Raw genomic sequence first — 18,848 nt, 5'->3', positions numbered from 1 at the left:
GGGCCGTCATCCGGTTGAACGCCTCATCCGCCAATGACCGGCCGGCCATAATTCTTGGCATAGGCATTTTCGACACCGGTCAGAATTTCGACGATATCGAAATAACGGTCCCAGAAGGCTGTTTCCCGCAGGTCTTCGACCAGCAGCTGATAGGCGTGGTGGTCGATCGCATCCCACATCCAGATATCGGTGACGCGGGTCGCGTAGAACTCCACGTCGAAGAAGCGCAGCGCAACCTTGCCGGCGTGCTTGCGCAGAATGGGCGCGAATTGCTCACCCAGCAGCGCGAAGCGCTGGTCGACGGGAAAGCCGAGCCACTCCGGCGACGTCTTCACGAGCATGAAAACGGTGAGGGCGGGTTCGAACGAAAGGCTTGCATGAGTCATGATAGATCCTTGTCAGTTTGTGTCTGCGCGGACTAAATGCGAGTAAATGCTCAAGATTGGCTACTCGCATTGATGGCATGACCAACATCTCCTCCCAGCAGCGCTCCATCCCCAGAAAATCGCCCCGGCAGAGCCGCTCTTTGGAGACGGTGAAGGCCATCGTCGAAGCGACGGCTCGCATTCTCGAGGAAAAGGGACTCGGCGGACTGACCACGAATGCCGTTGCCGAGCGTGCCGGCGTCAGCATCGGGTCGCTGTATCAGTACTTTCCAGGCAAGGACGCCCTGATCGGCGCGCTGATCTTGCGGGAAACCGCGCTGCTGATCGCCGATTGGGAGGCGGCGACAACGGCCGAGACGGGGGAGGCGGCGCTGGCCCTGCTCATCGCGGCAGCGGTCGCGCATCAACTCCGGCGCCCCGTTTTGGCGCGCCTTCTTGATATCGAGGAGGCGCGGCTGCCGCTCGATCCGGCAGTTCACGCGGTGAGCGTGCGGCTCCGCGAGATCGTCACCGGCGTGTTACAGCGCCCGGATCTTCCACCCCACGCCGATACGGCGCTTGCCGCGCAGGATATGCTCGCGATCATCAAGGGCATGGTCGACGCGGCTGGTGCGCATGGAGAGCTGGACCGGCCCGGTCTGGAAGAACGCGTCGGCCGTGCCGTGCGCGGCTATCTCGGCTGTCGGTGAAGAGCCGCTCTTACCGCAAAAGCGCTTAGCGCTGCGCGGAACCTGCTGTCTCTTCAGGGTGCAGCGACATCCCTGCCCGGCCACTTCGGAAGCTGCTGATCCAGGTGGCCGGATTGAGCCGCGTCGAGCCGTCGAGCGAGAAGGTGATAAACTCGGCGCGGCCACCCAGCGATTCCCAAGGCACCGGGCCGCCAAGGCCCTGCATTGCGGCGGAGACGCGGCTGTCCGCGCTATTGTCGCGGTTATCGCCCATCAGGAACACATGGCCGGCAGGGATGCGCACTGGGCCGTACCAGTCGGTCTCGCGTGCGCCCATGTCGATGATGGTGTAGCTGCGCCCATTGGGCAGCGTCTCACGCAGCACCGGGAGCACGCACACCTGCGTGCCATCCGGCTGTGCCTCAAGCGCGCCGGGGAACTGGCGCGGATCGCACCGGCTATTGGCGTCCACCGGCATCTGCATGGTGGGCAGGGCCTCCTGCTTGACCGGCTTGCCGTTGAGGATCACCACGCCGTCGCGCACTTCCAGCAGATCGCCGGGCAGGCCGATGACGCGCTTGATATAATCCTCGTTGCTGTTCTGCGGCGTCACGATCGCGATGTCGCCGCGCTCGGGCATCTTGCCCCAAACGCGCCCGTTCATGAATGGCAGCGTGATACCCCAGGGCTCGGGCGGTCCGCCGAGCAACGTCGTGCGCAGGATCGCGGCCGGATTGGGAATCGTCGGGGAGACGTAGGACCAGCCATAGGCATATTTGGAAACAATGAGCCGGTCGCCCACCAACATAGTCGGCATCATCGATTCGGACGGGATGTAGAAAGGCTTGGCCACGAAGCTGTGGAACGCCAGCACCGCCGCCAGCAGCAGCACGATGCTCTTGATCTCGCCGACCCAGTCGGTCTTCTTGTCAGCGCGTTTCCGGCGCGTTTCCTGCGCCTTGATCGATGCTTCATCCGTCACGGAAAGCGCGCCTCCAGAATGACGAACGCCTGCGCCCAGGGATGATCGTCGGTCAATGTCAGGTGAACAAATAGGCTGGCGCCGGGCGGGGTCAAGGCATCCAGTCGCGCTTTGGCGCCACCCGTGAGGGCAAGCGTCGGTGCGCCGGAGGGCAGATTGACGACACCAATGTCCTTCATGAAGACGCCGGCCTTGAATCCGGTGCCGACTGCCTTGCTGAAGGCCTCCTTGGCCGCGAAGCGCTTGGCCAATGTGCCGGCCTTCGTAAACGGGCGTCGATTGGCTCGGGCGATCTCATGGTCGGTGAACACCCGCTGCTCGAATCGCTCTCCGAACCGGTCCAGAGAGACCTGGATTCGCTCGATATTGCAAAGATCAGAGCCCAGGCCGACGATCATGCCGGCCCGCGCGCCTCGTCCATCAGCCTGCGCATCTGCGCCACGCTGTCGCGCAGGCCCAAGAAGATCGCCTCGCCGATAAGGAAATGGCCGATGTTGAGTTCCGCGACCTGCGGAATCGCTGCGATGGGCGCGACATTCTCGTAAGTCAGGCCATGGCCGGCATGGGGCTCGATGCCGTTCTTGGCGGCCAGCGCCGCCATGTCTGTGATGCGGCGGAGTTCCGCAGCCTGCTCCGGGCCTTCGACCTCGCAATATTTGCCCGTGTGCAATTCCACCACCGGCACCTTGAGGCGCAGCGCCGCATCGATCTGGCGCGGATCGGCCTCGATGAACAGCGAGACACGGCAGCCCGCTTCGCCGAGCCGGTCGACCATGGGCGCGAGGTGATTGTGCAACCCGGCCGCGTCCAGCCCGCCCTCGGTCGTGCGCTCCTCGCGGCGTTCTGGCACGAGGCAGACGGCGTGTGGCTTATGGCGCAGTGCGATCTCCAGCATCTCCTGCGTGGCGGCCATCTCGAAATTGAACGGGATCTCCAGCTCGGCGGACAGGCGCGCGATGTCCTTGTCCGTGATGTGCCGGCGATCTTCACGCAAATGCGCGGTGATGCCGTCAGCGCCGGCTTCCTGCGCGAGCAGGGCGGCGCGGACCGGATCGGGGTAGGAGGCGCCCCGCGCATTGCGGATGGTCGCCACATGATCGATGTTGATGCCCAGGCGCAGGTGGCGGCCGCCTTGGTCCGCCATTGCTGTCATGCCCGGCTGCCCGGCTTGGTCGCCGGGATCGCGGCCAGCTCGGGCGGCAGATCGTCAGCGTCGTACACGGGGAAGTTGAGGCTCACGAGCGGGAAGAAGGGCACGCCGAGATTGGCCTCGCCGGCCGAGCGATCGACCACGGCGGCTTCGGCGATGACTTCGCCGCCTTCCGCGCGCACCGCTTCCATCGCCTGGCGGGAGGAGAGGCCGGTCGTCACGACGTCCTCGACCATCAGCACCTTCTGGCCGGGTGTTAGCGAGAAACCGCGACGGAACAAGAAGTTGCCCTGCGGCCGCTCGAGAAACAGCGCATCGCAGCCCAGCGCTCGGCCCATTTCGTGGCCGATGATGATGCCGCCCATCGCCGGCGAGACAACGACGTCGATGGCGGCGCGAATATCACGCGGGATAGACTGGGCGATCGCCACGGCGATGCGGCCGGCGCGCTCGGGATTCATCAGCACGCGCGCGCATTGCAGATAGTTGGCGCTGTGCTTGCCCGAGGACAGCAGAAAATGCCCCTGGAGCAGCGCGTCACAGGCGCGAAATTCAGCGAGCACTTCCGATTCTGTCATGTTTCCCCGACCTCTTATATAGAGCGGCGCAGATAGCGGCGGACGGGCTGACAATCAACGGCTGGCATTCGGGCAATTTCTGCGCTTGAGGCTGGGAGGCTGGCTGCGTATAGGGGCCGCAAGATCAATGAGGGGGGCCGCAGTCGATGTCTTTCGCTAGCGGCCTGAAATTGAAGGCAGGTCGACCGCATGACTAGAAGAATCAATGGCTTCATGGTGGCGATCGCGCTCGGACTGAGCACGCTCGCGCCATCTTCCGCTTTTGGGCAGGCAGAACAGGCTGCTGCGCCCGCGGCGTCGACTGCGGAAGCCGCACCGGCCGCCGCCGCTGCGCCCGCAGCTCCCGCCGCGCCGGCGTTCGATCATGCCGCGCCGGTTGAAGGCATCGGCCAGCCTGCCGTGGGCGAGACGACCTTCCAGAAGCAGGTGACCTCCACGGGCAATTATGCGCTGTGGATGCACAATGTGATTCTGCTGCCGGTCATCACGGTTATCTCGCTGTTCGTGCTCGGGCTGCTGCTCTGGGTCGTGGTGCGCTATCGTCGCGCCGCCAACCCGGTGCCCTCGCGCACCTCGCACAACACGGCTATCGAGATCGTCTGGACGCTGGCGCCGGTGCTGATCCTCATCGGTATCGCCATTCCGTCGATCGACCTGCTGGCCAAGCAGTTCAAGCCGGCCCCGGCCAACGCCATCACCCTCAAGGTGACCGGCTATCAGTGGTACTGGGGTTATGAGTATCCCGATCTCGGCATCGGCGAATATGTCTCCAACATGCTGCCGCCCGAAGAAGCGCTCAAGCGTGGCGAGCCCCGTCTGCTTGGCGTCGACAATCGCGTCGTCCTGCCGGTCGGCGTGCCCATCAAGGCGATCATCACCGCGGCTGACGTGATCCACTCCTTCTCGATTCCCGCCTTCTGGGTAAAGGAAGATGCTGTGCCGGGTCGTCTCAACGAGAAGACCTTCACCATCGAGAAGGAAGGCGTCTATTACGGCGTCTGCTCGGAGCTGTGCGGTGCACGCCATGGCTTCATGCCGATCTCGATCGAAGCGGTGAGCCCCGAGCGGTTCGCACAGTGGGTCCGCTCACAGGGTGGCCAGATGCCGGGTGACGCAGCCGCGCCTGCCGCTGCCGCTGAAGCACCCGCCGCCGCTCCTGCTCCCGCCAACGCCGAGACGCCCGCTGCGGCGCCCGCGACTGCATCCTGAGGACTTCCAAGATGAGCACCACAACCGCAGACGATTTCCACGGGGCGCACGCCCATGGCGATCATGATGCCGATCACAAGCCGGGCTTCTTCGTCCGCTGGTTCATGTCGACGAACCACAAGGACATCGGCACGCTTTACCTGATCTTCGCGATCATGGCCGGCGTCATCGGCGGCGCCATCTCGGGCCTCATGCGTCTCGAGCTGGCTGAGCCGGGTATTCAGTATCTTCAGCATTGGGCCACCTTCGCGGACGGTCCCGATGCGACGATCGATCAGGCCTATCACCTCTGGAACGTGCTGATCACGGCCCACGGCCTCATCATGGTGTTCTTCATGGTGATGCCGGCCATCATCGGCGGCTTCGGTAACTGGTTCGTGCCGATCATGATCGGCGCGCCGGACATGGCCTTCCCGCGGATGAACAATATCAGCTTCTGGCTGCTCATCCCGGCTTTCCTGCTCCTGCTTGGCTCGGCCTTCGTGCCCGGCGGCACCGGCAATGGCGCGGGCACCGGCTGGACCGTCTATGCCCCGCTGTCCACCAGCGGCAGCCCTGGTCCGGCGGTCGACATGGCGATTCTCTCGCTGCACATCGCGGGCGCCAGCTCGATCCTGGGCGCGATCAACTTCATCACCACCATCTTCAACATGCGCGCACCGGGGATGACCATCCACAAGATGCCGCTGTTCGTGTGGTCGGTGCTGGTCACCGCCTTCCTGCTGCTGCTCGCACTGCCCGTGCTGGCCGCGGCCATCACCATGCTCCTGACCGATCGTAACTTCGGCACCGTCTTCTATGACGCCGCCGGCGGTGGCGACCCGGTTCTCTATCAGCACCTGTTCTGGTTCTTCGGCCACCCCGAAGTGTACATCATGATTCTGCCGGGCTTCGGCATCGTCAGCCAGATCGTCTCCACCTTCAGCCGCAAACCCGTCTTTGGTTATCTCGGCATGGCCTATGCCATGGTCGCCATCGGCGTCGTCGGCTTCATCGTGTGGGCGCACCACATGTTCACCACCGGCATGACCGTGAACATGAAGATGTACTTCACGGCCGCCACCATGGTCATCGCGGTGCCGACCGGCGTGAAGATCTTCTCGTGGATCGCCACGATGTGGGGCGGCTCGATGAGCTTCAAGACCCCCATGGTCTGGTCGCTTGGCTTCATCTTCATGTTCACCGTGGGTGGCGTGACCGGCGTGGTCCTCGCCAATGGCGGCATCGACGATAACCTGCACGACACCTACTATGTGGTCGCGCACTTCCACTATGTGCTCTCGCTCGGCGCCGTGTTCTCGCTGTTCGCAGGCTTCTACTACTGGTTCCCGAAGATGTTCGGGAAGATGTACAACGAGTTCCTGGGTCAGCTCCACTTCTGGGTGTTTTTCATCGGCGTGAACATCATGTTCTTCCCGATGCACTTCCTGGGCATGAGCGGTATGCAGCGCCGCGTGCCGGATTACACCGATGCGCTGGCCTACTGGAACGGCATCGCCTCGTTTGGTTATGCGATCATGGGCGTGGGCGTTCTGATCTTCTTCGTAAACGTCTTCATCTCCCTGCTGGCCGGCAAGAAGGCCGCTGCCAATCCGTGGGGCGAGGGTGCAACGACGCTGGAATGGACGCTGTCCAGCCCGCCGCCGTACCACCAGTTCGAAACCCTGCCGGTCATCGATTGATCGGCAGCGGGTTTCACCCGCGAGCCGCCTTCTTCAAGGTGGCGGCTTGAGCAGACAAGATAGTGATCGGGGGCGCGCAAGCGCTCCCGCTTGCGATATGAACTGACGAGTTGAACTGAACGCAAGGTCAGAGGTTTTGGCGAGCAAGGCATCGATCATGGGCACCGCGCCACAACAGTCTCCGCTTGGCGGGTCGACGGTTCCGCTCCCGGCGGACTGGCGCGATCTGCTCGCGCTGACCAAGCCGCGCGTGCTGACGCTCGTGGTCTTCACCGGCCTGTGCGGATTGCTGGTCGCACCCGGCAGCCTGTCTCCGGTGCTCGCCTTCACCGCCATTCTCTGCATCGCGCTCGGCGCCGGTGCGGCTGGTGCGCTCAATCAATGGTATGAAGTCGACCGCGACGCGAAGATGAAGCGCACCGCAGGTCGTCCGCTGCCGGCCGGCCGGATGAGCCGGGAAACCGCGCTGCATTTCGGCGTCGGCCTCGCTGCCTTTTCCGTACTGCTGATGGGCTTTGCGACCAACTGGCTCGCCGCCGGCATCCTGGCGACGTCGATCCTCTTCTATGTGTTCATCTACACTATCTGGCTCAAGCCACGCACGGCGCAGAATATCGTGATCGGTGGTGCGGCCGGCGCCTTTCCGCCATTGATCGGCTGGGCGGCGGTGACGGGCGATGTGGCGCTGCTGCCCATCGCTTTGTTCATGCTGATCTTCTTCTGGACCCCGCCGCACTTCTGGTCGCTCGCGCTATTCGTGCGGATGGATTACGCCAATGCCGGCATCCCGATGCTGCCGGTGGTGGCCGGTGAGGTGACCACCCGCCGCCAGATCCTGGGCTATACCAGCATCATGGGCGTCGCCGCGCTGGCGCCAGTGGTGTTGCGGCTGACCGGCCCGATCTATGGACTGACTGCGTTGTTGGCGACAGCGGTGTTCGCGGCCATGGCCCTGCAGGTCTCGCTGCGCCGGGAGAGCGATCCCGCCCAAATGAAGCCGGAGCGGCGGCTGTTCAAATATTCGGTTCTCTATCTTTTCCTGCTCTTCGGCGCGGTTGTCGTCGACCATTGGGTGTTTGCGGCATGACCCCTGAAGACCAGAAACTCATTCAGGAGCGCCAGCGGGCGCGGGCGCGGATCATGGCGTGGATTCTCGCCGCGCTGGTCGTGCTTTTCTTTGCGATCACCATCGCGAAAATGGCCTGAGGAGCGGTGCGATGACGACGATTGCCGGAAAGCGCGTGAGTAACCGCAAGACAGCCCTGCTGGCGGCGCTGGTGGCGGTGGCGATGCTCGGCCTCGGCTTCGCGGCTGTCCCGCTCTACCGGCTCTTCTGTCAGGTTACCGGCTTCGGCGGCACCACTCAGCGCGTCGACGCCGCAGAGGCCGCCAAGGCGGTCTCACTGCAGACGCAAGGCCGGCAGCTGTCGATTCGGTTCGACTCGAATATCGGCGGCGGCATTCCGTGGGAATTCTATCCCGAGAAGCGCCGCGTGACTGTGGGCGTCGGTGGGAAGTCGATGGCGATCTTCATCGCGAAGAACACCTCGAATAAGCCGATCACCGGGCGGGCCGTGTTCAACGTCACGCCCGAATATGTCGGCAAATATTTCAGCAAGGTGCAGTGCTTCTGCTTCACAGAGCAGACCTTGCAGCCGGGGCAGCAGGTGCGGATGCCCGTACTGTTCTACGTCGACAAGGCGTTCCTTGATGATTCTGACGGCAAGGACGTCCAGGAAATCACGCTGAGTTACACATTCTATCCGGTTGAGAAGCCGGACGACCAGAGCTAAAGAAGCGCGCAAACGAGCGCTCGGATAAAGCGTTTAGATACAGGGAATACGATATGGCCGGCGCCAAGAATCACGATTATCACATTCTCCCCGCCAGTTTCTGGCCGTTGATGGGCTCGATGTCGGCCCTGGTGATGGCGCTGGGCGCCGTTGCCTGGATGCACCCCTCTGAAATGGGCAGCTGGGGCGGCGCGGGCTTCTTCCTGGGTCTGGCCGGCGTGCTCGCCACCATGTTCTTCTGGTGGGCGGACGTTATTCGCGAGGCGCATGCCGGCGATCACACCCCTGTCGTGCAGCTTCACCTGCGCTACGGCATGATCCTGTTCATCGCCTCGGAAGTCATGTTCTTCGTGGGCTGGTTCTGGGCGTTCTTCGATTTCAGCCTCTTCCCGACGGCCCTGCCGCCGATTGACGGCCTGTTCCCGTCCGAGGGCATCGAAGTTCTCAATCCCTTCGAGCTGCCGCTCCTCAACACGCTGATTCTGCTTTGCTCCGGCACCACCATCACCTGGGCGCACCATGCGATCATCCATGGCGACCGGGACGGCTTGAAGAAGGGCCTGTGGCTCACGATCATCCTCGGCATCGTCTTCACCTGCGTGCAGGCCTACGAATATGCTCACGCGCCCTTCGCCTTCGGCACGACGCCTTATGGCTCGGCCTTCTACATGGCGACCGGCTTCCACGGCTTCCACGTTCTGGTCGGCACGATCTTCCTGATCGTCTGCCAGGTGCGGGCCTATAAGGGCCACTTCACCCCGCGCCAGCACTTCGGGTTCGAGGCGGCGGCCTGGTACTGGCACTTCGTTGACGTGGTGTGGCTGTTCCTGTTCGTCTCCATCTATGTGTGGGGCGGCTGGGGAGCTCCGATGCACGCGGGCTGATCAGCCGGGGAGCACGGCATGTGCGGCGCCAAGGCCCATGCTTGCTCCTCATCTATCGATAGCAAAGGCGACGCGCGGAAAGCCCTTCCGCGCGTCGCTTCGTTTTCGGCATGCGGCATTTGCGAAGGACAGGATGGATGAGCGAGACTAAGCCCGCAGAGGCGCTAAAGGCTGCCGCTGTCACACCGGCTTATCTAGTCAAGGCGAGCGTCAAGGCCCGCTGCCCGCGCTGTGGCGCCGGGCCGCTGTTCGATGGCTGGGTACGATTCGCGCCGCGCTGCCGGGCCTGCGGGCTGGATCTGGCCGCGTTCAATGTCGGCGATGGCCCGGCGGCCTTCCTCATCCTGATCGTCGGCGGGCTGGTCACGGCGCTGGCGCTGATGGTCCAGCTGGCCGCCGATCCGCCATTCTGGGTGCATATCCTGCTCTGGGTGCCGCTCACCACCGCGCTGGTCATCGGCTGTTTGCGGCTGTCCAAGGCAGCACTGCTGATCATCGAATATCGCAACAAGGCGCGCGAGGGGCGCATTGCCGATCCGCGTCAGCCGGGCGAGGGCGCGCCATGAGCCGCCGCGTGCCGCTGGTGCCGACCGTTCTGGTCGGCCTCGCCGTTGCCGTGATGATCGCGCTGGGCATCTGGCAGATCGGTCGCGCCCAGCAGAAGGAGGCCGCGCTGGATGCCTGGCGCGCGAATCTGCATCTGCCGCTCACGGCCTATCCCCGGCAAAACCCCACCGATCAAAGCTACATGTTCCGCCGTCTCGCGGCCCAGTGCCTGCGCGTGGTCGATTGGCAGGTGATCGGCGGTCGGGCGCGCAGTGGCGAGACCGGATGGCGGCACATCGCTTATTGCGCGACCGGTGCCGAAGGGCCGGGACTTGTGGTGGACATGGGCGTGAGCGTGCGACCGGATGGCAAGACTGACTGGCAGGGCGGCCCGGTGACTGGCACAGCCACCCATGAGCCGGACAATTCCTCACTGCTGGCCCGTGTGCAGGGCAAGGCACCGCCCTTGCGGCTGATGATCGTCGCGGACGGGCCCGCGCCCGGCCTGCTCGCCTCCGCGCGGCCCGATCCATCGTCGGTGCCCAATAATCACCGCTCCTACGCGGTGCAGTGGTTCCTGTTCGCCACGATCGCGCTGGTGATTTATGCGCTCGCCCTGCGCAAGCGCTGGCGGGGCGAACCGCGCGAGGGTTAATCCACTCCGTTGCGCTACGGCAGCCACAAGGCTAAGGGCCGGTCATGCAATATGTGAGCACCAGGGGGCGCGCGGCTGCGCTGGATTTCGAAGGCGCAACGCTGGCAGGGCTGGCGAGCGACGGCGGGCTGTATCTGCCTGAGCATTGGCCGAGCTTTTCCGCCGACGAGCTGGAGGCCATGCGCGGCCTCTCCTATGTCGAGACTGCTGTGCGCGTCATTCGCCCGTTCGTGGGCGATTGCCTGAGCGAAGACGAACTGCGCGAGCTGTGCACGCAGGCTTATGGCCGCTTCTCCCACGCCGCGGTGACACCGCTGGTGCAACTCGATCATCAGCACTGGCTGCTCGAGTTGTTCCACGGGCCGACACTGGCGTTCAAGGACGTTGCGCTGCAGATGCTCGGCCTGCTGTTCGAGAAGTTCCTCAGCCGCCGCGATACCCATCTGACCATCGTCGGCGCGACGTCGGGAGACACCGGCTCGGCGGCCATCGATGCCGTTGCGGGCCGAGCGAAGATCGATATCTTCATGCTCCATCCCGCAGATCGCGTGTCGGATGTGCAGCGCCGGCAGATGACGACGGTGCTGGCGCCCAACGTCCACAACATCGCCATTGAGGGCAGCTTCGACGATGCGCAGGCGCTGGTGAAGCGCATGTTCAACGATGCCGAGTTCGCCGGCCGCTTCGATCTGTCGGCGGTGAACAGCATCAACTGGGCGCGACTCGTGGCGCAGGTGGTCTATTATATCTATGTCGGCGTGCGCCTCGGCGCGCCGCATCGGCAGGTCGCCTTTTCGGTGCCGACCGGAAATTTCGGCGACGTGTTTGCCGGCTATGTGGCAGCGCGCATGGGTCTCCCCATCGAGCGGCTGATCGTCGCGACCAATGTGAACGACATTCTCCACCGGGCGCTCTCGCAGGGCGACTACAGCCAGGAAGGCGTCGTGCCGACGGCCACGCCCAGCATGGACATCCAGGTCTCCTCCAATTTCGAGCGCCTACTGTTCGATCTTGGCGGGCGCGATGGTCTGGCGCTGGCTGAGCAGATGAAGGGATTCGAGGCGACAAAGGCCATGCGCCTCACGAACGCGCAGCGCGACGGGGCGTCCAAGCTCTTCTCTTCCGCACGCGTCGATGGCGACGACATGTCGCGGGCGATGCGCTGGGCTTATGATGCGGCCTCTCAGGTCATCGACCCGCACAGCGCGGTCGGCCTCGCTGCGGCCCATGCCGTGCCGCTCGATCCGTCCGTGCCGGTGGTGACGCTTGCGACGGCGCATCCCGCCAAGTTCCGCGATGCCGTGGAACGCGCCACCGGCGTGCGTCCCTCGCTGCCGTCACGCGTGGGCGATCTGTTCGGGCGCGAGGAGCGCTATGCGACGCTGCCCGGTACGTTCGAGGCAGTGACCGAATATATCGCGGAACGCGCCACGCCGCGCCGTGGGTAGGACGTCCTTTCTGAAGCCCCTCCTCTTTAGAGGAGGGGTTGGGGTGGTGTCGGCTACGTCGGCTCCAGAGCGCTGCGCGAGCGATGCTCTGCGTCGCCCCTACCCCCCGACCCCTCCCCTGAAGGGGAGGGGATAGATGTCTATAACCCTGCCACCCGCCCTCCCACTCACCACAATGGTCGGCGAGCCCTGGGGCGATTACGGCCTCATCGATAGCGGCGCCGGCCGCAAGCTGGAGCGCTACGGACCCTATCGTTTCATCCGCCCGGAGCCGCAGGCGATGTGGCAGCCGGCGCAGGCCGACTGGGATGCGCATGGCAGCTTCATTCCGGCATCGGACGAGGATGGCGGCGGGCGCTGGCATTTCGACAAGCCCGTGCCGCGTGATGGCTGGCCGCTACGCTGGGAGGAGGCGCGCTTTCAGGCAAGCTGCACGCCCTTTCGCCATCTCGGCTTCTTCCCGGACATGGCGCCGGTCTGGCAATGGGCACGCGAGCGGCTGCACGGCGTTGAAGCGCCCCATTTCCTCAACCTGTTCGGCTATACCGGCGTCGGCACGCTGGCCCTGTCCGCCACCGGGGCGCAGTGCGTGCATGTCGATGCCTCGAAGAAGTCGGTGGCACAGGCGCGTGCCAATGCGGCGCTCTCCGGCATGGAGAGCAATCCGGTCCGCTGGATCATCGACGATGCCGCCAAATTCGTGGCACGCGAGGTGCGGCGGGAGCGGCGTTATCATGGCATCCTGCTCGATCCGCCCAAATATGGCCGGGGGCCGGATGGCGAGATCTGGCGGCTTGAGGAAGACCTGCCCGGCCTGATCGCCGATTGCCGCCGCTTGCTGGATGGCGAGAGCCGCTTCCTGTTCCTCACGGTCTACGCCGTGCGCATGTCCGCCCTGGCAATCGGTGAACTGCTCCGCGCGCATCTGGGCGATCTGCCAGGACGGATCGGATGCGGCGAGCTGGCCGTGCGGGAGGAGGCACGGGGGCTGCTGCTCCCCACCGCAATCTGGGCGCGCTGGACGCGGGACTGAGGGGCTTTCGGGGGGAGGGGTTCGCTCATAGAGTCAGCGCACCGCAAGCGCCTGCGTAAAACTGCCCACCTTTCCGTTCGGGTCGAGCGAAGTCGAGACACGTCTAGCGCTGTGCTTGGTGTCTCGACTTCGCTCGACACGAACGGGGAAGAGGGAAGGCCTGGTATGCCGCGCCCCTCAATCCCGCCTACCTAATCCCGTCCCGCCCTTAGCGCCGCGCCGCCGGCCACCGGCGCCACCACACACAGTAACAGCGAGCAGGCCGCGACCAGCTTGAGGGCGCTGTCGCCGCCAAATTGCAGGGCGCCGGCACCGAAGATCAGGATCGGCACCGCCAGCGGCAGCACCAGCAGGCCGGTCAGTGCGCCGCTGCCCCGCAGGCCGGCGGTGAGTGCTGCCACCAGCAGGGCGAGCGCGGCAAGGCCGGGGGTGCCGAGCGCTAGGCCGATCATCACCAGCCGCAGCATCTCCGGCTCCAGCTTGAGCAGGGCCCCGGCCGGCAGCGCGGCGATCAGCAGCGGCGGGCCGAAGCTCAGCCAATGCGCGACGCCCTTGGCGAACAGGATCGTGCCTTCCCCCACGCCGCGCAGCACGAGCTGGTCGATCACGCCGCTGTCGCGGTCCGGCTCGATCAGCCGGTCGATGGGCAGCAGGCTGGCCAGCAGTGCCGCGACCCATAGCAGTCCTCCGCCGGTCTGGCTGAGCAGCGTGGCATTGGGGCCGACCGCGAAGGGAAAGAGCGCCGCAATCAGCAGCAGAAAGGCCAGCGGCAGCCAGATGCCGCCACTTCGCCAGGCCCGGCCAAGGTCGCGCAGGATGATCGGGCCGATCATGCGTCGCGCTCCCCGCCCGCATTCGGGGCCGGCGCATGAAGGTCGATCACCGCGTCCTGCGTCCAAGCAAGCGGCATATGCGAGGCCGCGAGCACGAGGCCGCCCTGCGCACGGTGCCGGTTCACCAGCTGGCCGAGCTGCGCGGCCGAGGCGACGTCGAGGCCGTTCGCCGGCTCATCCAGCAGCCAGATCGGCGCCGCGGTGATCAGCGTGCGCGCCAGCGCGGCGCGCTTGCGCTGGCCGGTTGAGAGCATCCGCACCGGAATATCGCGCAGATGCGCAATGGCGAGGTCATCGAGCGCGGCATCAATGCGCGCGAATGGCGCCTCATCCACTTTGGCCCAGAAGGCGAGGGCATCGTGCACCGTGCGGTCCCGGTCCAGCGCATCGAGCTCGTCGGTCAGCGCCACGGCGCCCTCGCAGGTCACGGTGCCCGCAAAGGGCCGCAGGAGCCCGGCAATGATGCGCAGCAGGCTCGATTTGCCGATGCCGTTCCGCCCGGCGATCTGGGCGCTGCCGCCGGCCGTCAGGCTGAGATTGACGCCGGCGAACAGCAGCCGTCCCCCGCGCAGGCAGGCGACATCCTCCAGCCGGAGCGCCGCGCCGCTCATGGCTTGACGGTCCATGGGCGCGTGGCCGAGAAGGGGGCGCGCGAAAAGGAGACCGCCATGCCAAGGATCGCCCGTCTCTCCGACGAGGAGCGCGCGCAAGCGCTCAGCACCGTCCCGGCCTGGAGGCTATCGGATGATGCCAGCGGCATTTCGCGCAGCCTGCGGTTCGATGATTTCGTCGCCGCCTTCGGGTTCATGAGCAAGGTCGCCCTGCTGGCCGAACGCGCCGATCATCACCCGGAATGGTCGAACGTCTACAATCGCGTGGATATCCGCCTGACCACCCATGATGCCGGGGGCCTGAGCGCGCGCGACATAGCGCTCGCCAAGGCGATCGACGCGCTGCTCTGACGAGAAGGGGGCGGGGGAGACAGCGCATCAGAAGACCGGGGTGTTATAATGGTGCCAGGCCATCAGCGCCATGGCGCTGCGGTGTGGGCGCCAGGCTTCGGCCAGCGCGCGGGTTTCGCGTTCGGCCGGGCGCGCATCGAGGCCCATGATCTGCCCCACCGCGATCTGCACGGCGAGGTCGCCCGCCGGCCAGATGTCCCTGCGGCCTTCCGCGAACAGCAGATAGATCTCCGCCGACCAGCGCCCGATGCCCTTGATCCGCACGAGCGCGGCAATGGCCTCCTCATCATCCTGCGGCAGGGCGTGCAGGTCCAGCCCGCCGCTCACCACCATTTCCGCGAGGCTGCGGGCATAGCCCTGTTTCTGGCGGGAGAGGCCGCAGGCGCGGAGCGTCTCGAAATCCTGCGCCAGCAGGGCATCGGGCGCGCAGCCGGCACCAAGCGCCGCTTCCAGCTTGCTCCATACGGAGGCCGCCGCGGCGACGCTCACCTGCTGGCCGACGATGGTGCGCAGCAGCGTTTCATAACCCGGTTCGCGCTGGCGGGATGGGGGGTAACCGAGCCGCTCGATCAACGCGGCGATCGCGGCCTGATCTGCCGCCAGCGCATCCAGCGAAGTCCGCAATGCGGCATCATCGAGCATGGTTCGTCCCAGGATAAAGAGCGGCGCGCGTCGCCGGGTTGATTTCTGTCCAGCAGCCCCTCATAGCGAGCCAAACCATGGTTTGGAGATAAAAATGCCGCAATTGACGGTTGTGACACGGGACGGCGCGCGCCACGAGATCGAGGCTCAGAATGGCCACACGGTCATGGAAGTGATCCGCGACAACGGAATCGACGAACTGCTGGCCATTTGTGGCGGCTGCTGTTCCTGCGCAACCTGCCATGTCTATGTTGACGAGGCTTATGCGGACAAGCTCCCGCCGCTCAAGGGCGACGAGGACGATCTGCTCGACAGCTCCGAGCATCGCAATGCCTCCAGCCGTCTCTCCTGCCAGATCCCGGTCAGCCCGGAGCTCGAGGGCATGGTCGTCACGATCGCACCGGAAGACTGAGCGCTTTGGCCCGGTGCGCGCCAGCGGGCGCCCGCCGGGTCTAGTTGTCCACCCGGGTCCAGACCTGTGATCGGCAGCCGATGCGGCCGATCAGGCAGCCTTGCGCGCTCAGCGTCCGCTCGTTGACCAGGGTGATGGTGCCGGAAAAGGTCTTGCCGATATCCGGTACGAACACCTTGCCGCGCCAGACATTTTCCTTCTCCGGCACGAAGCCGCTGAACAGGCGCGCGCCGATCAGATTGTCCATCCCGCCCTTGCGTGCATCCGCGCGGGCTTTTTCGCTGGCTTGAATCACCGTCCCGCACATCGCCGTGCCACAGCGATGTGCCCGCACCTGCACGCTGCGCTGCGGATTGGTCCAGATGCCAAGCGATTCGCTTTCCGCCGCGCGGCCTGCGCTAGCGCTTAGAGCGGCGCTAGCGATCAGCAGCCCAACGCCTGCGCGCCCCCTCATGGCAGCAGCGCCACGCGCAGCACGGCCATCGGTGCATCCTTGGTGGCTGGGGTGACCTTCCAGACGATCCGTCTTTGTCCATCCGTCATGGTTTCGGCGCCTTCTTCCTGATTCTGGCTCACGATCTCCGCCGATGTGGTCAGCGTGAACGTCCCCTCCAGCAGTCCACCTGGGCTCTCCCGGCCGCTCGCCGTGCCCATCGGCAGGGTGGCGGCATCGCTATCATTGGCAAAGCCGGGAGCCTTCACGCGCACGCGATCCTTGCCGCGCAGTTCGATGGCGAGGAAGGGCAGCACGACTTCCCCATCCGGGTTGAACGGGAAAACGAAGCCATGGTCGAGCCGGCCGCTGATCCGGTAATCGATCGCGAGCTTGCGGTCGCCGATGTAGCGTGCGGAGCGGTAGCCATATTCCTTGCTTAGCGCCTCGGCGAGACGCCGGAGCTGCGCCTCATCGTCGGCATCGACGTCGTCCGCAGTCCCGCTCTTGCTTTGCGGCTGGCTGGCGATCTTGAACATCTGCGCATCGTCCGTCGCCCCGTCCGTGGCGTCGTCCTCCGCTGCGCTGTCTTCATCCAGCAGTCCGTCGGTCATGTCGGACGGGCTGCTCTTGAGCAGCTGCACCTCACCCACATAAGCGAAGGTGAAGCTGCGGTCGGCCTTGATATCGAGCGTCGCCGCGAATCGCGTCGGCACGAGCAGGCAGCTCGAAAGCAGCAGGGGCGCGACCAGCACCAGCAGCCAGCGCGTCATCATCGCCCGGTTCGTCAATCGCTCATCCCCCGCGAGGCACGGCGCCAGGCTTGCGCCTAGCGCGTCATGCAGGCGTATAGCGCGATTGCCGCGGCGTTGGAAACGTTGAGGCTCTCCATGCACGGACTGATCGGCAGGCGGGCGACCATGTCGCAGTGATTGACGCTGTTCAGGCGCAGGCCTTCACCTTCCGCGCCAAGCACGAGCGCCACGCGAGTGGTATTGTCCAGCGCGCCGGCGATCGTATCGCGTGCGTCGCCATCGAGCGCGATGCGCCAATAGCCGGCTTCGGCGATTTCATCGAGCGCGCGAGCGAGGTTCACTACCCGCACCCAGGGCACGATTTCCAGCGCGCCGGCTGCCGCGCGCGCAATCACGCCCGATTCGGGCGGTGCATGACGGTCCTGCGTCACGATGCCGAGCGCATTGAAGGCGGCGGCCGAGCGCAGAATCGCGCCGACATTGTGCGGGTCGGTCACCTGATCGAGCACCAGGATCGGCCGGCGTGCCTGTTCATCCGGCACACCCTGTTCCAGGAGATCGCCGAGCCAGATATCCTCCAGCGCTTCCACCTCGGCCACAAGGCCCTGATGCGGCGCGTCGCCCGGCACCATGCGGCCCAAATCCGCCACGTCCGAATAGACGATCGGCAGCACCGGAGGCAGATCGAGCGCGGCCAATGCCTCGCGCGTGCCCCAGATCTTGCGAATCACCCGGTCCGGATTGGCGAGCGCAGCCGTGATGGCGTGGCGCCCATAGAGCCTCGGATACCCGCCTTTCGGCTTTCCTGTTCTGTGTCCCCGTTTCATGCGTGCGCTTTTCCACACCATGGCATTGACAGGCAAGGCCCCATTCGCCATTGAGCCGCCTCCAATCCGTTTGACGGCCCCGCCGTCCGGGTCAGGCGCCTCTGGAAGGGTGGCCGAGTGGTTAAAGGCAGCAGACTGTAAATCTGCCCGCGTGAGCGTACGCTGGTTCGAATCCAGCCCCTTCCACCATCTCCCATGATGATCATTTGGAACCACGTCCTTCGGGACGGGGGCCCGCATCGGCAATCGATCGATTGCATTGTCCGTGGGCCCGCTTATCCGGCGCGGACCATCCGAGCCCATAAATCGTCAGCGGGTCGTGGGCGGCAGTCCGTCATTCGCGAATCCCGGCAGCTTCCCGATCTGATCGGCGGGCAGATCGAGCCCGGCTTCGATGCGTTGGAGCAGCATCGAGAAGAAGTCATAGCCTTCCCGCACCTTCTCCTCGGAGACGTCCTCAAGCAAATGCGCGCGCAGGCTGGCGGCGATTTCGAGCATATGGGCCAGCGTCTGATAGCCCTCTGCCGTCAGGCGCATCAGCTTGTTGCGCCGGTCGCTCGGGTCGGGCAGCCGCTCCACCAGCCCCTCGGCTTCCAGCAGGTCCAGCGTGCGGGTGAGGGTAGGGCCTTCGATCCCGACGCGCTTGGCGATCTGGATCTGGGTCGTGCCGGGCGGTGCATAGGCGATGGAGGACATCGCCTCCATGCGCGATGCGCTTTGGCCGATATCCCGCAGCTTCTCATCGACCAGCGCGCGCCAGCGACGGGCGAGCATCACGATGGTGATGGTCAGCGCCATGTCCGGGGAAGGATAGCCCGATTTCGGTGGCAGAACCTTGCCGAAGATTTCAGCTTCGCTGCCTGCCGTCTTGGGAGCGCTTTTCATGCGATGCCGTTCCTTCGTAACCTTGCCAGAAGGGCGCGATCGCCCAAAAAGTCGCAAAAATCTCTGCGATCCGCAAAATTAGTTT

25 protein-coding genes and 1 tRNA gene are annotated in these 18,848 nt (G+C 65.1%); 14 read left to right on the top strand and 12 right to left on the bottom strand.

Annotated features, from left to right (window positions below; all coding sequences use genetic code 11):
* Positions 1 to 23: 23 nt before the first annotated feature.
* A complete protein-coding gene (locus tag M2337_RS14775; protein WP_264570866.1) occupies positions 24 to 386 on the bottom strand; it encodes a darcynin family protein in 363 nt (120 codons plus the stop codon).
* Positions 387 to 463: 77 nt separating this feature from the next.
* Here M2337_RS14775 and M2337_RS14770 point away from each other — a divergent pair, with 77 nt between their 5' ends.
* Positions 464 to 1,075: a TetR/AcrR family transcriptional regulator gene (locus M2337_RS14770; protein WP_264570865.1), complete on the top strand. Its 612-nt coding sequence runs from the start codon at positions 464 to 466 to the stop codon at positions 1,073 to 1,075.
* A gap of 25 nt (positions 1,076 to 1,100) precedes the next feature.
* Here M2337_RS14770 and lepB read toward each other — a convergent pair whose 3' ends face one another.
* Genes lepB through pyrE form a run of 4 tightly spaced genes read right to left on the bottom strand, consistent with a single transcriptional unit; the run spans position 1,101 to position 3,764 of the window.
* The gene (lepB, locus tag M2337_RS14765; RefSeq protein ID WP_264572280.1) at positions 1,101 to 2,018 is read right to left on the bottom strand and encodes a signal peptidase I; all 918 of its coding nucleotides are present in this window, start codon (positions 2,016 to 2,018) and stop codon (positions 1,101 to 1,103) included.
* 14 nt (positions 2,019 to 2,032) lie between these two features.
* Positions 2,033 to 2,434 carry a holo-ACP synthase gene (gene acpS, locus M2337_RS14760; RefSeq protein WP_264570864.1) on the bottom strand — a complete coding sequence of 134 codons (402 nt, stop codon included), beginning with the start codon at positions 2,432 to 2,434 and terminating at the stop codon, positions 2,033 to 2,035.
* Positions 2,431 to 3,189, bottom strand: coding sequence for a pyridoxine 5'-phosphate synthase (locus M2337_RS14755; RefSeq protein ID WP_264570863.1), 759 nt, complete (start codon positions 3,187 to 3,189; stop codon positions 2,431 to 2,433). Before M2337_RS14755 ends, acpS begins: the two co-directional genes overlap by 4 nt.
* On the bottom strand, positions 3,186 to 3,764 hold the full coding sequence (gene pyrE, locus M2337_RS14750; protein WP_264570862.1) for an orotate phosphoribosyltransferase: 579 nt from the start codon (positions 3,762 to 3,764) through the stop codon (positions 3,186 to 3,188). Before pyrE ends, M2337_RS14755 begins: the two co-directional genes overlap by 4 nt.
* 189 nt (positions 3,765 to 3,953) lie before the next feature.
* Here pyrE and coxB point away from each other — a divergent pair, with 189 nt between their 5' ends.
* The 10 genes from coxB to M2337_RS14700 all read left to right on the top strand — a co-directional run bounded on the left by coxB (position 3,954) and on the right by M2337_RS14700 (position 13,014).
* On the top strand, positions 3,954 to 4,973 hold the full coding sequence (gene coxB / locus M2337_RS14745; protein ID WP_181560189.1) for a cytochrome c oxidase subunit II: 1,020 nt from the start codon (positions 3,954 to 3,956) through the stop codon (positions 4,971 to 4,973).
* 11 nt (positions 4,974 to 4,984) lie between these two features.
* Complete coding sequence (gene ctaD, locus M2337_RS14740; protein ID WP_181560188.1) at positions 4,985 to 6,655, top strand: cytochrome c oxidase subunit I; 1,671 nt, start codon at positions 4,985 to 4,987, stop codon at positions 6,653 to 6,655.
* Positions 6,656 to 6,812: 157 nt separating this feature from the next.
* On the top strand, positions 6,813 to 7,742 hold the full coding sequence (locus M2337_RS14735; RefSeq protein ID WP_264570861.1) for a heme o synthase: 930 nt from the start codon (positions 6,813 to 6,815) through the stop codon (positions 7,740 to 7,742).
* Positions 7,739 to 7,861 carry a hypothetical protein gene (locus tag M2337_RS14730; protein ID WP_264570860.1) on the top strand — a complete coding sequence of 41 codons (123 nt, stop codon included), beginning with the start codon at positions 7,739 to 7,741 and terminating at the stop codon, positions 7,859 to 7,861. The genes M2337_RS14735 and M2337_RS14730 overlap by 4 nt, the downstream gene beginning before the upstream one ends.
* 11 nt (positions 7,862 to 7,872) lie before the next feature.
* Positions 7,873 to 8,448, top strand: coding sequence for a cytochrome c oxidase assembly protein (locus tag M2337_RS14725; RefSeq protein WP_264570859.1), 576 nt, complete (start codon positions 7,873 to 7,875; stop codon positions 8,446 to 8,448).
* Between the two features lie 53 nt (positions 8,449 to 8,501).
* Positions 8,502 to 9,332, top strand: coding sequence for a cytochrome c oxidase subunit 3 (locus tag M2337_RS14720; protein ID WP_181560186.1), 831 nt, complete (start codon positions 8,502 to 8,504; stop codon positions 9,330 to 9,332).
* Between the two features lie 137 nt (positions 9,333 to 9,469).
* A complete protein-coding gene (locus M2337_RS14715; protein ID WP_264570858.1) occupies positions 9,470 to 9,898 on the top strand; it encodes a DUF983 domain-containing protein in 429 nt (142 codons plus the stop codon).
* On the top strand, positions 9,895 to 10,533 hold the full coding sequence (locus tag M2337_RS14710; RefSeq protein WP_264570857.1) for an SURF1 family protein: 639 nt from the start codon (positions 9,895 to 9,897) through the stop codon (positions 10,531 to 10,533). The genes M2337_RS14715 and M2337_RS14710 overlap by 4 nt, the downstream gene beginning before the upstream one ends.
* Positions 10,534 to 10,577: 44 nt before the next feature.
* Positions 10,578 to 11,981, top strand: coding sequence for a threonine synthase (gene thrC, locus M2337_RS14705; RefSeq protein ID WP_264570856.1), 1,404 nt, complete (start codon positions 10,578 to 10,580; stop codon positions 11,979 to 11,981).
* A 136-nt stretch (positions 11,982 to 12,117) separates the two neighbouring features.
* Entirely contained in the window at positions 12,118 to 13,014 is an 897-nt protein-coding gene (locus tag M2337_RS14700; RefSeq protein ID WP_264570855.1) for a class I SAM-dependent methyltransferase, read from the top strand.
* Positions 13,015 to 13,205: 191 nt separating this feature from the next.
* Here the strand turns inward: M2337_RS14700 and M2337_RS14695 are convergent, their stop codons facing one another.
* Together M2337_RS14695 and ccmA are read right to left on the bottom strand one after the other, a co-directional pair.
* Positions 13,206 to 13,847 carry a heme exporter protein CcmB gene (locus M2337_RS14695; RefSeq protein WP_264570854.1) on the bottom strand — a complete coding sequence of 214 codons (642 nt, stop codon included), beginning with the start codon at positions 13,845 to 13,847 and terminating at the stop codon, positions 13,206 to 13,208.
* A complete protein-coding gene (gene ccmA, locus M2337_RS14690; RefSeq protein WP_264570853.1) occupies positions 13,844 to 14,458 on the bottom strand; it encodes a heme ABC exporter ATP-binding protein CcmA in 615 nt (204 codons plus the stop codon). The genes M2337_RS14695 and ccmA overlap by 4 nt, the downstream gene beginning before the upstream one ends.
* 57 nt (positions 14,459 to 14,515) lie before the next feature.
* Here ccmA and M2337_RS14685 point away from each other — a divergent pair, with 57 nt between their 5' ends.
* Positions 14,516 to 14,809 carry a 4a-hydroxytetrahydrobiopterin dehydratase gene (locus M2337_RS14685; RefSeq protein WP_264570852.1) on the top strand — a complete coding sequence of 98 codons (294 nt, stop codon included), beginning with the start codon at positions 14,516 to 14,518 and terminating at the stop codon, positions 14,807 to 14,809.
* A 27-nt stretch (positions 14,810 to 14,836) separates the two neighbouring features.
* Here M2337_RS14685 and M2337_RS14680 read toward each other — a convergent pair whose 3' ends face one another.
* Positions 14,837 to 15,451 carry a DNA-3-methyladenine glycosylase family protein gene (locus tag M2337_RS14680; RefSeq protein WP_264570851.1) on the bottom strand — a complete coding sequence of 205 codons (615 nt, stop codon included), beginning with the start codon at positions 15,449 to 15,451 and terminating at the stop codon, positions 14,837 to 14,839.
* A 94-nt stretch (positions 15,452 to 15,545) separates the two neighbouring features.
* Between M2337_RS14680 and M2337_RS14675 the strand changes: the two genes are divergently transcribed.
* Entirely contained in the window at positions 15,546 to 15,863 is a 318-nt protein-coding gene (locus tag M2337_RS14675; RefSeq protein ID WP_264570850.1) for a 2Fe-2S iron-sulfur cluster-binding protein, read from the top strand.
* A gap of 40 nt (positions 15,864 to 15,903) precedes the next feature.
* Here the strand turns inward: M2337_RS14675 and M2337_RS14670 are convergent, their stop codons facing one another.
* The 3 genes from M2337_RS14670 to M2337_RS14660 are packed head-to-tail and all read right to left on the bottom strand — an operon-like array spanning position 15,904 to position 17,878.
* The gene (locus M2337_RS14670) at positions 15,904 to 16,317 is read right to left on the bottom strand and encodes a DUF2147 domain-containing protein (protein ID WP_264570849.1); all 414 of its coding nucleotides are present in this window, start codon (positions 16,315 to 16,317) and stop codon (positions 15,904 to 15,906) included.
* Positions 16,314 to 17,087, bottom strand: a complete 774-nt coding sequence (locus tag M2337_RS14665) for a hypothetical protein (RefSeq protein WP_319799444.1) — start codon at positions 17,085 to 17,087, stop codon at positions 16,314 to 16,316. The genes M2337_RS14670 and M2337_RS14665 overlap by 4 nt, the downstream gene beginning before the upstream one ends.
* Before the next feature lie 38 nt (positions 17,088 to 17,125).
* Positions 17,126 to 17,878, bottom strand: a complete 753-nt coding sequence (locus tag M2337_RS14660; RefSeq protein ID WP_264570848.1) for a TrmH family RNA methyltransferase — start codon at positions 17,876 to 17,878, stop codon at positions 17,126 to 17,128.
* 103 nt (positions 17,879 to 17,981) lie between these two features.
* Here M2337_RS14660 and M2337_RS14655 point away from each other — a divergent pair.
* A tRNA-Tyr gene (locus tag M2337_RS14655) sits at positions 17,982 to 18,067 on the top strand.
* 120 nt (positions 18,068 to 18,187) lie between these two features.
* Here the strand turns inward: M2337_RS14655 and M2337_RS14650 are convergent.
* The gene (locus tag M2337_RS14650; protein WP_264570847.1) at positions 18,188 to 18,763 is read right to left on the bottom strand and encodes a MarR family winged helix-turn-helix transcriptional regulator; all 576 of its coding nucleotides are present in this window, start codon (positions 18,761 to 18,763) and stop codon (positions 18,188 to 18,190) included.
* Between the last annotated feature and the right edge of the window lie 85 nt (positions 18,764 to 18,848).

This window comes from Sphingobium sp. B2D3A (assembly GCF_025961795.1).
Lineage (GTDB): Bacteria > Pseudomonadota > Alphaproteobacteria > Sphingomonadales > Sphingomonadaceae > Sphingobium.
Note: the sequence above shows the minus strand (reverse complement) of the source record. Positions and strands in the feature narration are given on the sequence as shown.

Coding starts and splice junctions, on each gene's coding strand:
- ccmA (WP_264570853.1), bottom strand. CDS start 14,458: ATGAGCGGCGCGGCGCTCCGGCTGGAGGATGTCGCCTGCCTGCGCGGG.
- acpS (WP_264570864.1), bottom strand. CDS start 2,434: ATGATCGTCGGCCTGGGCTCTGATCTTTGCAATATCGAGCGAATCCAG.
- M2337_RS14720 (WP_181560186.1), top strand. CDS start 8,502: ATGGCCGGCGCCAAGAATCACGATTATCACATTCTCCCCGCCAGTTTC.
- M2337_RS14770 (WP_264570865.1), top strand. CDS start 464: ATGACCAACATCTCCTCCCAGCAGCGCTCCATCCCCAGAAAATCGCCC.
- ctaD (WP_181560188.1), top strand. CDS start 4,985: ATGAGCACCACAACCGCAGACGATTTCCACGGGGCGCACGCCCATGGC.
- M2337_RS14700 (WP_264570855.1), top strand. CDS start 12,118: ATGTCTATAACCCTGCCACCCGCCCTCCCACTCACCACAATGGTCGGC.
- M2337_RS14730 (WP_264570860.1), top strand. CDS start 7,739: ATGACCCCTGAAGACCAGAAACTCATTCAGGAGCGCCAGCGGGCGCGG.
- M2337_RS14775 (WP_264570866.1), bottom strand. CDS start 386: ATGACTCATGCAAGCCTTTCGTTCGAACCCGCCCTCACCGTTTTCATG.
- M2337_RS14685 (WP_264570852.1), top strand. CDS start 14,516: ATGCCAAGGATCGCCCGTCTCTCCGACGAGGAGCGCGCGCAAGCGCTC.
- M2337_RS14675 (WP_264570850.1), top strand. CDS start 15,546: ATGCCGCAATTGACGGTTGTGACACGGGACGGCGCGCGCCACGAGATC.
- thrC (WP_264570856.1), top strand. CDS start 10,578: ATGCAATATGTGAGCACCAGGGGGCGCGCGGCTGCGCTGGATTTCGAA.
- M2337_RS14725 (WP_264570859.1), top strand. CDS start 7,873: ATGACGACGATTGCCGGAAAGCGCGTGAGTAACCGCAAGACAGCCCTG.
- pyrE (WP_264570862.1), bottom strand. CDS start 3,764: ATGACAGAATCGGAAGTGCTCGCTGAATTTCGCGCCTGTGACGCGCTG.
- M2337_RS14710 (WP_264570857.1), top strand. CDS start 9,895: ATGAGCCGCCGCGTGCCGCTGGTGCCGACCGTTCTGGTCGGCCTCGCC.
- M2337_RS14660 (WP_264570848.1), bottom strand. CDS start 17,878: ATGAAACGGGGACACAGAACAGGAAAGCCGAAAGGCGGGTATCCGAGG.
- M2337_RS14755 (WP_264570863.1), bottom strand. CDS start 3,189: ATGACAGCAATGGCGGACCAAGGCGGCCGCCACCTGCGCCTGGGCATC.
- coxB (WP_181560189.1), top strand. CDS start 3,954: ATGACTAGAAGAATCAATGGCTTCATGGTGGCGATCGCGCTCGGACTG.
- M2337_RS14695 (WP_264570854.1), bottom strand. CDS start 13,847: ATGATCGGCCCGATCATCCTGCGCGACCTTGGCCGGGCCTGGCGAAGT.
- M2337_RS14650 (WP_264570847.1), bottom strand. CDS start 18,763: ATGAAAAGCGCTCCCAAGACGGCAGGCAGCGAAGCTGAAATCTTCGGC.
- M2337_RS14670 (WP_264570849.1), bottom strand. CDS start 16,317: ATGAGGGGGCGCGCAGGCGTTGGGCTGCTGATCGCTAGCGCCGCTCTA.
- M2337_RS14735 (WP_264570861.1), top strand. CDS start 6,813: ATGGGCACCGCGCCACAACAGTCTCCGCTTGGCGGGTCGACGGTTCCG.
- M2337_RS14680 (WP_264570851.1), bottom strand. CDS start 15,451: ATGCTCGATGATGCCGCATTGCGGACTTCGCTGGATGCGCTGGCGGCA.
- M2337_RS14715 (WP_264570858.1), top strand. CDS start 9,470: ATGAGCGAGACTAAGCCCGCAGAGGCGCTAAAGGCTGCCGCTGTCACA.